The 12,395-nt window shown below is 56.7% G+C and carries 14 protein-coding genes and 1 tRNA gene; 13 read left to right on the plus strand and 2 right to left on the minus strand.

Annotation, left to right across the window (positions count from 1 at the left end; genetic code table 11):
* The first annotated feature begins 33 nt into the window (after positions 1–33).
* The 10 genes from RB216_RS21990 (at position 34) to RB216_RS22045 (ending at position 8,285) form a co-directional block, all read left to right on the plus strand.
* The gene (locus RB216_RS21990; RefSeq protein ID WP_083221499.1) at positions 34–291 is read left to right on the plus strand and encodes an Ogr/Delta-like zinc finger protein; all 258 of its coding nucleotides are present in this window, start codon (positions 34–36) and stop codon (positions 289–291) included.
* Positions 292–1,025: 734 nt separating this feature from the next.
* Positions 1,026–1,238: a DNA-binding protein gene (locus tag RB216_RS22005; RefSeq protein WP_177060981.1), complete on the plus strand. Its 213-nt coding sequence runs from the start codon at positions 1,026–1,028 to the stop codon at positions 1,236–1,238.
* Between the two features lie 29 nt (positions 1,239–1,267).
* Entirely contained in the window at positions 1,268–1,747 is a 480-nt protein-coding gene (locus tag RB216_RS22010) for a YmfL family putative regulatory protein (RefSeq protein ID WP_305729410.1), read from the plus strand.
* A complete protein-coding gene (locus RB216_RS22015; RefSeq protein ID WP_308907892.1) occupies positions 1,744–2,109 on the plus strand; it encodes a hypothetical protein in 366 nt (121 codons plus the stop codon). Before RB216_RS22010 ends, RB216_RS22015 begins: the two co-directional genes overlap by 4 nt.
* A gap of 74 nt (positions 2,110–2,183) precedes the next feature.
* Positions 2,184–2,417, plus strand: a complete 234-nt coding sequence (locus RB216_RS22020) for a hypothetical protein (RefSeq protein WP_071483127.1) — start codon at positions 2,184–2,186, stop codon at positions 2,415–2,417.
* Positions 2,418–2,421: 4 nt separating this feature from the next.
* Entirely contained in the window at positions 2,422–5,220 is a 2,799-nt protein-coding gene (locus tag RB216_RS22025) for a toprim domain-containing protein (RefSeq protein WP_308907893.1), read from the plus strand.
* A 15-nt stretch (positions 5,221–5,235) separates the two neighbouring features.
* Positions 5,236–5,529 (plus strand): hypothetical protein, encoded by a 294-nt coding sequence (locus RB216_RS22030; protein ID WP_069078051.1) that lies wholly within the window; start codon positions 5,236–5,238, stop codon positions 5,527–5,529.
* 66 nt (positions 5,530–5,595) lie between these two features.
* On the plus strand, positions 5,596–5,844 hold the full coding sequence (locus tag RB216_RS22035) for a hypothetical protein (RefSeq protein WP_308907894.1): 249 nt from the start codon (positions 5,596–5,598) through the stop codon (positions 5,842–5,844).
* A gap of 269 nt (positions 5,845–6,113) precedes the next feature.
* Entirely contained in the window at positions 6,114–7,277 is a 1,164-nt protein-coding gene (locus RB216_RS22040) for a tyrosine-type recombinase/integrase (RefSeq protein WP_308907895.1), read from the plus strand.
* Positions 7,278–7,760: 483 nt separating this feature from the next.
* Positions 7,761–8,285, plus strand: a complete 525-nt coding sequence (locus RB216_RS22045) for a hypothetical protein (RefSeq protein ID WP_308907896.1) — start codon at positions 7,761–7,763, stop codon at positions 8,283–8,285.
* 230 nt (positions 8,286–8,515) lie between these two features.
* On the opposite strand, the gene RB216_RS22050 is transcribed toward RB216_RS22045, so the two are convergent.
* Positions 8,516–8,605 (minus strand) — tRNA-Ser (locus tag RB216_RS22050).
* Positions 8,606–8,941: 336 nt separating this feature from the next.
* On the opposite strand from RB216_RS22050, the gene RB216_RS22055 reads away from it, so the two are divergent.
* From RB216_RS22055 to RB216_RS22065, 3 genes are all read left to right on the plus strand, one after another.
* Positions 8,942–9,634 (plus strand): crotonase/enoyl-CoA hydratase family protein, encoded by a 693-nt coding sequence (locus tag RB216_RS22055; protein ID WP_122687245.1) that lies wholly within the window; start codon positions 8,942–8,944, stop codon positions 9,632–9,634.
* Between the two features lie 212 nt (positions 9,635–9,846).
* A complete protein-coding gene (locus tag RB216_RS22060) occupies positions 9,847–10,569 on the plus strand; it encodes a 1-acylglycerol-3-phosphate O-acyltransferase (protein ID WP_068935394.1) in 723 nt (240 codons plus the stop codon).
* A gap of 130 nt (positions 10,570–10,699) precedes the next feature.
* On the plus strand, positions 10,700–11,671 hold the full coding sequence (locus RB216_RS22065) for a magnesium and cobalt transport protein CorA (RefSeq protein ID WP_028617543.1): 972 nt from the start codon (positions 10,700–10,702) through the stop codon (positions 11,669–11,671).
* Here RB216_RS22065 and RB216_RS22070 read toward each other — a convergent pair.
* Complete coding sequence (locus tag RB216_RS22070) at positions 11,668–12,393, minus strand: amidotransferase (protein ID WP_308907897.1); 726 nt, start codon at positions 12,391–12,393, stop codon at positions 11,668–11,670. The two genes, RB216_RS22065 and RB216_RS22070, sit on opposite strands and share 4 nt — an antisense overlap.
* Positions 12,394–12,395 lie beyond the last annotated feature (2 nt).

Below are 12,395 nucleotides of genomic sequence, written 5' to 3' on the forward strand. Positions count from 1 at the left end.
AGTGGCAATTAGCTGCACCCTGGGGAGGGAACCATGAGAGTGACTTGTAAGTGTGGGCACAAGGGCCGTATTGCATCACGTGAGGTGCTATCTGCCGACTTCGCGAAACTGTACTGCCAGTGCCTCGACGCAAAATGTGGGCACAGTTGGGTAGCAAATCTCACGTTTTCCCACACGCTAAGCCCGTCCGCACAAACGTTCGACAGGCTGCTGATTGATCGGCTTAGAGACATGCCCAGGGCGCAACAGCGGGAGCTTTTTGAAAAACTTGGATCGCAGGCGGTTGCATGACGCAAACCGCCGACAACGACATGCCGGCGGCTCAGGAATCAATCGTCGTCGGACTGATCCGGGTTGCTTATCAGCGCTTCGGTCAGCCTACGCAATTGCTCCTGGTCACGCTGGCTCAACTGGCGATAGAAGCCAATCAGGCGGCGCTCAATGTGCGAAAGCTCATACCGCGCAGATGCAGCTATTTCAACGTAACCGGCATCGGCGTTTGTGCGATCCAACATGCTTACCACTCCATAAATTCCATTGCTGTCGCAGTGATATGGGGGCGAGCCAGTGTGATGGCAGAAACACCTTGTTCAATTCGATCCTTTGACAGCGTCGTCGGCCATTGCTTTTACGAAGCGTCGAATGGCTCGCTGATCATCCGCCGGGATGCTGCGGTATTGCTGAACAATGCTGTCCTCAGCCTCGGACAACGCATCAGTTTTCAACGTGGTACGAGTTCCGCTCACGATGTAAAGCACGTCAAAACCCAGGGTTTCGCCTGCAATGCTCAGATAGGACGCCGGAGGATCGCTAGCCCCAGACTCGTAATTTCCTTGAGTTCGTTTCGAGACACCAAGATGTTCCGCAAGTTGATCTTGCGTCAGCCCAGCCTGGGCGCGTTGTTGGCGCAGCCTTGCGCCAATCTCTTCGGAGAGTGTCAATATTTTTCCATCCGCATATTTACATTGGCAGGTTTTTGCCACATCCTGCGCTCGTCATCACACGAAAACGCAAGGAATTGCACTATGCCCAACTCAACCATCACCGAGCAAGCCCGCCAGCAGGCGCGTGCGTCATTAGAGAAGCGTGGTCAGACAGCGAAAAATTTTGCTGCTATGCACAACCTCAACCCCAGCACCGTCTACGCGGTGCTGAATGGCCAAAGCCAGTGTCGCCGTGGGGAGGCACATCGCGCAGCCGTCCTACTGGGGATCAAAGACGGCGTGATTGCACAGTAATGGCCAGGTCTCTGAGGGAACAGCAGAAGATGAAAAGTCAGGTTCTAAGAACGCGCCGGGAAGTCGTCAGTGCAATTATTTGCACCTTTGAGGGCGGCCGCGAACGCGCCGCCGATCAGATCGGCCTATCGCTCAAGAAGTTTGACAATCACGCCTACGAAAACAACAACTGCCGCCCGCTGACGGACGTGCAAATCTTCCAGTTGGAACAAGTGACAGGCACCCAGCACTTGGCCAACTACGTAGCATCAATGTATGGCGGCATGTTCGTGCCAGTGGTCCACCCGGAGAACCTGGACAACGTAGAGATGTACGCACGGGCCATGCAGACCTCAGCCAAGCAGGGCACGGTCGACCAGATCATTGCCCAGGCCCTTGATGACGGCGTAATCACTGAGAGTGAAGCCGAGCTAATCCTGAACGCCCATATCTTGCACATGGCCGCCCGGACCGCCGAAGTCTATGCCGCCATCGATCTTTATCGTGCCAAAGCGGGGAACGCGAAATGAACGCTCAAACCAATAACCTGGACTATCAGGACTGCATCCAGAACGCCGCGCTGGCTTTCCTTGAGCGTCATCACGCTGAACACCTGGGCGATCTATCAGCGCTTCTCAACCGCACCATCACCCACCTGGTGGCCAGCTTCAACGTGGCAGAACCGATGGCAACCAAACTGACGTCTCTTGCCCACATCGAACTGATGGAAATCGCTTTCCGCCAGCGCCTCATCTTGGACCACAGCACCGACACCGTCGTGGTGATCCGCGATCCTGTGAAGGGCCATTGCTGGTCCGTGCCTGTCAGCCTGATCTATCAGCGCGTCTTGAACACCCCGGACAACGTGCGTCTGCGCTCCGCGCACTCGTAACTCCCAACCCAACCAAACGCCGGCCCCACGTCCCGTGGGTTTGGGTGAGCTGCGCCCGAAATCGAGGTTTAACGATGGTAAACGCCGTAATTGTCACCACTCAACTGCCCCCGGCCGAGGCCGAAGCGTTGCTGGCCGCGCTGCGTGAACAGTATCGCTTGAGCCTCAATGAACATTGGTACGACGACCAATTCCGCTTTGTTGCGGACGGTCTACGCCATGGCGCAATCCTCGCCCACATCCCGGTCATGGCTGCACAAAAACGCCTTATGGCAGCCCTGTCCCACAGCCTCAAAGCAGTGAAGTAACCCCATGAAAGAAGATCTTCGCCAAGACGTGTTGCAACGCCTCCAGTCCGACTTCGGGCTCAAGCACCGCACGGGCACCGACTACATGCGCGGCGGCACGTGCCCGAAGTGCAAAAAGAAAGAGCTGTACTCCCGTTTTGACACGCCATGGATGGTGATCTGTGGCCGCCCTGAAAAGTGTGGCCACACCCTGCACGTGAAAGAACTGTACGACGATCTGTTTGAAGACTGGAGCAAACGTGCGCCGGCGACAGACCAACATCCCAACGCTACAGCACGCGCTTACCTGGAGTACGCCCGAGGCTTTCGCTTTGAGCTGATCCAGGGGTGGTTTACCCAAGAAACGTTCTATTCCGTTGAACACAACGCAGGCAGCGCCACTGTGCGGTTCGCCCTGGAGAAAGGCGGCTGGTGGGAACGCCTGATCGATCAGCCGCACCGCTTCGGCAAGATGAAAGCCCGCTTCAAATCCAAGGACAGCTATCGCGGCGTCTGGTGGTGCCCGCCCTGCGTCGACCTGCTGGAAGCCAAGGAAATCTGGATTGTCGAAGGGATCTTTGACGCCATCGCCCTGGTGCATAACGACATCGCGGCCGTGTCTGCAATGTCATCCAACGCGTTCCCCGGCGACTCCCTCAAGGAACTGGTTAAAACCCGGGAAGGCGGGAAGCTTCCCAAACTGGTTTGGGCTCTGGACAACGAACCGAGCGCAAACGCCTACACCCGTCGCTGGGTGCGCGAAGCCCGTGCCCTGGGCTTCGTCTGCGAGTCAGCACAGATCCCGCAGCGCGACGGTCGCAAGTCCGACTGGAACGATCTTCACCAACGCTGGAGCTTCATCCAGGACGACACCAAACGCGCCGACCAGATCGCGACCGACCTCAAGCAAGCCCGCCACCAGGGCGCCCTGCTGCTGGCCGAGAGCGCAGCGGAAAAGGCATTGCTCATGTACGACTGGAACAAGCGCGGGGAATTTCACCTGGGCTTTGGGAGCCGCCTGTACTGGTTCAAATTGGACATGGAGAAATTCAACCGCGCCATGTCCGACATCGAGGACAGCGAGAACCACGACGACCAACTGCTCAACCAGGCGCAACAACGCGAAAAAGCGCTGCAGCAGTCCGGCAGCGTCGTGGAGATTGCCAACTGCTACCCCCAGGCGCTGTATTTCCAACGTAATGAGGTGACAGACGAGTCCTGGTACTACATGCGCGTGGACTTCCCCCACGACTCCGAAAGCGTGAAAAACACTTTCACCAGCGGCCAGCTGTCGGCCGCAAGCGAGTTCAAAAAGCGGCTGCTCGGCATGGCGGCTGGGGCAATGTTTACCGGCAGTGGCCAGCAACTCGACAAGCTCATGAAAGATCAGCTGTTCGGCATCAAAACGGTTTCGACCATCGACTACGTGGGCTACAGCAAGGAATACGCCTGCTACGTCTACGGCGATATCGCGATCAAGGACGGCACCACCTACAAGGTCAACAGTGAAGACTATTTCGAATTCGGCAAGCTACGCCTGAAAACTCTGCAGAAAGGTGTCCCGATCAAGCTGCAGCGTGAAGCCAAGGACTTCAACGAAAAGTGGGTGCAGTTGTTGTGGACCTGCTTCGGCGCCCAGGGCTTTGTCGCCTTGGTGTTCTTCTTTGGTTCGCTGTACTGCGAACAGATCCGCGCCCGCTACCAGTCTTTCCCCTTCCTAGAAGCCACCGGTGAAGCCGGCGCCGGCAAAACCACCCTGCTGAACCTCCTTTGGAAACTGCTCGGCCGGGAAGGCTATGAAGGATTTGACCCAATGAAATCTACCAAGGCCGGCCGCTCTCGACTAATGGGCCAGGTCTCTGGCATGCCAGTTGTATTCCTGGAAGCCGATCGCCACGGCGACGATCGAGCGCACGCTAGGACCTTTGAATGGGATGAGCTGAAAGACTTCTACGGCGGGGGCACCCTGGCCACGAAAGGCGTCAAGACGGCCGGCAACGAGACGTACGAGCCGCCATTCCGAGGAACGATCGCCATCAGCCAGAACGCGGCTGTGGTCGCTCACGAAGCAATCATGACGCGGATTGTGAAGCTGCACTTCGTGCGCCCGATCGTCACACCTGAAAGCCGTGCTGCAGCGGATCAACTCAACGCCCTGGACGGCGGCACCCTGAGCCACTTCCTGTTAAGGGCCGTGGGCAAGGAGTCCGCGGTGCTTGAGCTGTTCGCCCAGCGTATGCCCGAACACGAATCGAAGCTGCGCCGTTTGCACACCCATTGTTTCGCCTGCAGCACGGCCTATGTCAGTGACCAGGGCAATTGCACCAGCTGCGGCTATGACCTGCGCGGCTACATCCGCGTGGAGCGCATCAGCAAAAACCACGCGCAAATGCTCTCGCTGCTGGATGGCATTCGCCTGGTACTGAAATTGAGCGACCCCCAGGTCGCTGCTACGCAGCGCCAGATCGTGCGGATGGCCATCGAGCGCCAGGCCTCGATCAGCTCCGACCATGCGGCCGTAGCCGAGTTTTGGGAGGTTTACGACTACCTCGAATCCTTGAGCGAAGACCCAGTGGTCGACCACAGCAGCGACCCCAGCGTGATCGCTATCAACCTCAACGAGTTTTGCGAACGAGCCGCCGAACACAAACAGAAGCTGGCCGACGTGGCCACGTTGCGCGACCTGCTCAAAGAGTCCCGTTCACGCAAGTTCCTGGATAGCAACAAGGCCGTACACAGCGCCGTACGTGCTGCGTTCAACGGCCGCAACCCGTGTTCCCAACCCCGGCCGACCACAGTGAAGTGCTGGACATTCAAGGCGTAAAGGAGAGCAAGACCGATGCAGATCCAAGTGTTTATGGGCAATGCCGGCGACGGCAAAACAAGCAAGCTGCAGTCCGTGCAAGACCGCCTGGAGTTCACTGGCGAGAGCGCGCCGATCATCCAGGCCGGTGCATATGGGGAAGATGGCTTGTTGGAGATCCTGGAAGTCCGGGCAGCCGGTGGCCAGCGCGAGATCCTGGTGGACGACTGCAGCAGGCAACAGATTTTGAGGGTGTTGGAGTGGCAATCATGCGTTGAGCATGAGCCGGATTTTGACGGCCTGGTGATCCACCTAGCCCGTAAGGACTGACCTTAAAAGAAACAGTGCCGAGGAGTTGCAGCTCCCCGACACCTAACCGCAACAGAGGGCTATACCATGCAAGCACAGAACCTAAGCAACAGCGGCGCGAAGGCTACCACACCGGCAAGGCACCTGGTGGCCACCGCGATCATCGGCGCGGCCGTCATTGGTTACCTGGTACACAAAACCCCTGAATCACGAACCCGCCTCGAAAGCCTCAGCCAGATGGCCAGCACCCTGGGCGAACTGAGCGAAACGGATGCCGCCGTCGTCGCCCAGCTGCTCGCCAACCCGGCAACCCGGGGCGTATCACGCAATGTCTGACAGTCCTGCAGCAACACCTGCGCGGCGCTTCCCCTGGAACATTGACTACACCAGTCTTTGCGATCAGTGCGGTAGATGGCGCGCCCAAGGTAACCATGACAAGTGCAGCCAGCGGCGCCAGCTGCAGAACGCACATCTACGCAACCACAAGCCCAAAGGGTAAGCCGCGTCCACCAGAAGATGCGCTACCAGATACTTGGCCCGGAAACGGGCCTTTTTGTTTCCGATCGTCAGACTGTCGATACACAAGCACAGCGTTAGGGGTTTACATGAGTGGGGTCGAAGCTCGCGGGAAGTCCGTGAGAATCTATTTTCAATACAACGGGGAGAAATGCAGGGAAACAATCCCAGGTGGCAACACGCCCGCAATCGTGGCCCAGGCACGGCGCCTGGCCGACATCATTGAATACGAAATCCAGACCGGCACGTTCGATTACGCACGCCACTTCCCCAACTCGGTCAAGCTGGTGGAAAACACGTTCGGTCACTACCTGGACTTGTGGTTGAAGATCAAAGCCAACAGCGTTGCCGCGTCGAGCTATCGAGGCTACGCCAACAAGGCGGAGGTCCACGTAAGACCGCGCTGGGGAAAAATACAGATCAACAACATCGACCACCTGGACCTGCAGGAATGGATACAAGGAAGCCTGTCGAAAACGCTCAAAAACAAGACCATCCGCGACATCATCAGCAACGTGCGCCAGGTGTTTAGGCTGTATCGCACTAGGATGAAAGTGGCGCACGACCCGACCGAGGGTTTGATGGTACGGCTACCAGATCCCGAGGCACCCGACCCGTTCACCAGGGCCGAAATCAAACAGATCCTGGAAACCCACACTAACCGTACGCAAGAGCTGTTGATGATTCAGTTCATGATATGGGCTGGCCCCCGGGTATCCGAAACCATCGCCTTGGCTTGGGAGGATATCGATCTGGAGCAAGGCACGGTTACGTTCCGTCGATCCAAGGTACGCGGGGCTTACCGGGTGACGAAAACCCGACGATCGACGCGCAAGGTCCGCCTACTCGCCCCCGCTTGGGATGCACTGCAGAAGATCGACGCACTGAATAGGAAGAGGAAAGCGGAAACCGTTGATATTGTCGAACGGGACAACAAGACGATACGGCAGCACAAGTTGCACTTTGTCTTCTTGAATACGAAAAGTGGTTTGCCGCACGTCAGCGACTTCGTGGTGCGGGACAGATTTTTCAGGGCTCACTTGCTCGCGGCGGGGGTTCGATATCGTGGACCTGGTCAGTGCCGGCACACGTACGCCAGTCAACTGCTGACCACAGGGATAGCGTCAATCGACTGGATCGCCGAACAGATGGGACATACTAACGGGAACATGATCCGTCAGCATTATGGGACGTGGATCAATGAGGACGGGCCGGATGTCGTCGGAATGTTGCAATTGGCACTGAAACTCTAGCGAATTCTCGGTTTATGCAAACCAAGCCATTGAACTCGGCCCCCAATCCACAGAGCAATGATTTTCGTCCATAAATGAAAAAGCCCACATACGTGGGCTTTTTTACATTGCGAGCGTCGTAGGTATTAGCGACTTGCCCGACCTAGCGCCTCAATAGCGGTCACGTGGACTGCTGACCCGTTGCTGGCAGATTTCGCCACGCTAATAAGGTACTCCTGAGCGGCATCACCACCGGCCTCTCCCAGCGCTCTCAATGCCTGCAAGTGTCCGTTGCTCCCATTGCTTGCCGATTTAGCGACACTGATTAAATACTGGACGCCAGCGTTGCCGGTACTCATTACGACTCTCCTTGTGACTGAATAATCCGCTCTTGTTAGCACAGTAGTTGCCAGGCTGGCAAATTGGCATCAGTTAGATATGCATGCTTGAATGCGAACGTCGCAACGAAGATGCGTTGCGACCACCAATCGAAGGAAAAATGGAATGTGGTTATGCGAAGGATCAAAAATCGACTGGACTGCCGTCGCTGCGTGCCTAGCACTTGCAATCTGGTTTTTTGACAAGGTTCAAAGAAAACGAGAACGTGCAGCAAGCGCAAAGCTTTTAGCTCAAGTCATGATTTCTCATATCGCAACCACTCAAGGCGAGATAACTAAATTTAGAGCTCATGTGGTGCCAGCAAACGGGGACCAATCTTTTTTGATTGATGTCCGTGAGACTCAAGAGGCGCGTAAAGCTCTCGCGTCAAAAGCTTCATTAATCTCTGTTGATTTGCCATCACAGTTTCTAGACAAAGCAGACTTCTTTTCCGAGTCTCTCAGCAAGACACTCGCCAACGCCTACTTTCAAGTTAACCATTTGAGAAATTTCAGCAATTTGCTGGGCGATATTTCTGATTCATCCTCAGAAGAAGAAATCGATGCGCACCTGATGGCGGTACTCAAACAGATTCAAGAGGCGGAGAAAGCAATCGCTGATGCTTTCACAGTTCTTCGCCAAGCAGGTTGATCCTCCGCTCATGCCCTCATCTCGCCTACGGTGAGCGAGCCTACCTACTGAATCAGGGGACATGCCGGGTACCGTGAAGTGCTGTCTTCACGGTGCAATGCATTGCAAACGCAGAGGGCAAAAAACACTCCCCAGTCCCATATCAGTCCCATATGGCCATTTTTCAGATACCAAAAACCACAAACCCCCGACTTTCTCTAGGAAAATCAGGGGTTTGCGTTTTCAGAATTTGGCGGTGAAGGAGAGATTCGAACTCTCGATACAATTTCTTGTATACACACTTTCCAGGCGTGCTCCTTAAGCCACTCGGACACTTCACCGTATCTCGTCAAACCAGTTCAGTCTGTCGAGGCGCGCTAATGTAGTCGAAAGCCTTTCTGATGGCAAAGGTTTTTTTCAGAATTTTCATGCGGTTAGCCGGTTATGCCGATCCGCTCCCGGCAAGGGGCGGTGATTGTGCCATTCTCAGGCATCGGCAGGATGCGTCTGGGGCGGCGATTGCGCCCTGCCCTAGGCTTTCCAAACGCCTGTGTGCGGGAAAAGTCTGACTGGGCAGTCAGTCACAGCGCTTTACCGGGGCAGGCGTGGTGGGTAACGTCTGCGCATGCACTGCTATTTAAAAGCCTTCTATAACAATTCCTACAAGGAACCGCGTCATGAGTGAGTTGATTGCCTACCACCTCGAAGACGGTATCGCGACCCTGACCTTGAGCAACGGCAAGGTCAATGCCATTTCTCCGGCGGTGGTCAGTGCCTTTAATGAAGCGCTGGATCAGGCGGAGAAGGACCGGGCGGTGGTGGTGATCACCGGCACGCCGGGGATTCTGTCGGGTGGTTATGATTTGAAGGTGATGACCGCCGGTCCTAAAGAGGCGATCGGCCTGGTGACGTCCGGTTCGACCTTGGCGCGTCGTCTGTTGTCGCACCCGTTCCCGGTGATTGTGGCGTGCCCTGGGCATGCGGTGGCCAAGGGTGCGTTTCTACTGTTGTCGGCGGATTATCGGATTGGGGTGGAAGGCCCGTTCAGCATTGGCCTGAACGAGGTGGCAATCGGCATGACCATGCACTACGCCGGTATCGAGCTGGCGCGGGATCGTTTGCGGAAGTCGGCCTTCCATCGTTCGGTGATCAATGCCGAGATGTTTGACCCGCAGGGCGCGTTACAAGCCGGTTTCCTCGACAAGGTGGTGGCACCGGAAGAGTTGCACGCCGCAGCGCTGGAAGCGGCGCGTCAGTTGAAGAAGCTCAATATGAACGCTCACAAGCACACTAAATTGAAGGTGCGTAAGGCGCTGCTGGAAGCGTTGGACGACGCCATCATCCAGGACCAAGGGCATATCCTGAGTTAAGCCCTACACCTGATACGCCAGAGCCCGACCTTGAGTCGGGCTTTTTCTTACAAAGAATTCTGATTCTTCTACAGCCGCTCTAGCGTGCCCATGTCGGTAGATGTTGAAACATGCTCTTAAACATCGCCTATCTCCGAGCTGTACTGGGGTAATTGCCGAATACAGTGCACAACCGTACACTGCGCCACCTTTTTTCCCGATGGGCCGTGTCGATGCTTTTTCTGCTGCGTATGTTGTTGATGGGCCTGCACTTTATGCTCGCCGGTGTGCTGGGCGTGCTCGTCGGTGTGTGTCGACCGTTCAATCCGGACAACAGTCGCCTATGTGCTCGTCTCTATGCGCTACCGGCCATGTGGATTCTGCACCTGAACGTGAAAGCCGATGTGGACTCGCTGCGCAACAAGCCTGGTACCTGCGTGATCATCGCCAACCACCAGTCCAATTATGACCTGTTTGTGTTCGGCAACGTGGTGCCCTACCGCACCGTGTGCATCGCCAAGAAAAGCCTGAAGTGGGTGCCGCTGTTCGGTCAGTTGTTCTGGCTGGCGGGCAATGTGCTGATCGACCGAAGCAATGCGCACAAGGCTCGCCGCGCGATGCTCACCACGACTCACACTTTGCAGCATGAAGACACGTCGATCTGGGTGTTTCCGGAGGGCACGCGCAACCTGGGCAAGGGCTTGCTGCCGTTCAAGAAAGGCGCGTTCCATATGGCGATTGCGGCCGGTGTGCCGATCGTGCAGGTGTGTGTCAGTAATTACGTGACACACATGCAGCTCAATCGCTGGAACAGTGGGGATGTGCTCATACGGTCGTTGCCGCCGATTCCTACGACTGGCCTGACTTCGGATGACATCCCGGCGTTGATGCAGGCGTGTCATGTGCAGATGGATGAATGCATCGCGCAGATGGACCGCGAGTTGCGAGCTGTCTGAACATTCTGGGGACGCTTCGCACCCAGCGCGAGCAAGCTCGCTCACCACAAAAAAGCTTGCCGCTACGACGGAACGCCATTCAGGCTAAGCTGCCCAACACCTGTCCTCCCAATAAGAAGCGATCAGCACCATGGGTAGAGTTGTTGCGGCCGCCGTCTACAGCGCCGGTAAGAAAGTCACGGATATCACCCTCGATGAAGGCGCGGCCTGGGCCGCCAAACCCGACCACTTTGTGTGGATCGGCCTGGAAGAACCCGATGCCCAAGAGCTGGCCAACCTGCAACGCCAGTTCAACCTGCATGAATTGGCCATTGAAGACGCCCTGGAAAAACACAGCCGCCCCAAACTGGAAACCTTCGGCGACGCACTGTTTATCGTCACTTACTCACCGGTGCGCGAGAACGGCAAGCTGGAGTTCATCGAAACCCATATCTTTGCCGGCAACGGCTACATCATTACCGCCCGCAACGGTCACTCGGCGTCCTACGGTTTTGTGCGCCAGCGCTGTGAGGCGCGGCCGCTGTTGCTGGAGCATGGGGAAGATTTCGTACTTTATGCGCTGCTGGATTTCGTCACCGAGAACTACCAGCCGGTGAGCGAAGCGATCCATGCCGAGATCGATGAGCTGGAGCGCAATGTGCTGTGCAGTTCGTTGAGCGAGCGTGATATCCAGAAGATCCACGGCCTGCGCCGCGACGTGCTGCGGCTCAAGCGCTACGTAGCGCCGATGGTGGAGATCAGCCAGGAGCTGCAGAAACTCAGCTTTCCGTTTATCGACAAGAACATGCGCCCGTATTTCCGCGACGTGCAGATTCACGTGACGCGGCAGATGGAAGACCTCACTACCCTGCGCGATATCGCCAGCCAGACCATCGAGATCGGTGTGTTACTGGAGGCTTCGCGCCAGAGCGTAGTCCAGCGCAAGTTCGCCGCGTGGGCAGCGATACTCGCCTTCCCCACCGCGGTGGCGGGGATCTACGGGATGAACTTCCAGAACATGCCCGAGCTGCAATGGCACTACGGCTATTTTGCGGTGCTCGGGTTTATTGCGGCAGGCTGCACGGGTTTGTGGGCGAGCTTCAAACGTTCGGGTTGGCTTTAAACCCGGGCCTCGGGCTTGTGTGCCACAAAACGCATCATCCATTCCGCCACGGTTGCACCGTGGTGGTCACGCTCCAGGCTGGCGACGCCGTTGGTGTAGACCTTTTCGCCCAAGGTTGTCTGAAGGATCTCCAGCAACTCGCGGGAATAGTCGTGGATAAATTCCGGGTGGCCCTGGAAGCACAGCACCTGGTCGCCGATGTGGTACGCCGCAAACGGGCAGAACGCGCTGGATGCAATCACCGTGGCGTTCTCCGGCAGCGTGGTCACCTGGTCCTGGTGGCTGATCAACAGCGTCAGCTCTTCCACTTCCGGGCTCATCCACGGCGTCTTGGCATCCAGCTTATAGTCGTGGATGCCCATGCCCCAGCCCTGGCCGGCGCGTTCAGTCTTGCCGCCGAGCAACAGTGCCAGCAGTTGGTGACCGAAGCAGATGCCGAGCAGCTTGTCGCCGCGCTCATAACGTTCGAGCAGGTAGGTCTTGAGGGTCTGGATCCAAGGGTCCGTTCCAAAGGAATCGGCCTTGCTGCCGGTCACCAGGTAGGCATCGAACACTTCATCGTCAGACGGGTATTCGCCATTCACCACGTTATAGACAACAAACTCGGCGGGAATCGGTTGCTTGGAGAACAGGCGCTTGAACATCTGCCCGTAGCCTTGGTATTGATCGATCAAGCCTGGACGCAGGATATCGGTTTCCAGGATACAGACGCGTAGCGACATAA

The sequence above is a fragment of the Pseudomonas canadensis genome (assembly GCF_030980095.1).
Lineage (GTDB): Bacteria > Pseudomonadota > Gammaproteobacteria > Pseudomonadales > Pseudomonadaceae > Aquipseudomonas > Aquipseudomonas canadensis.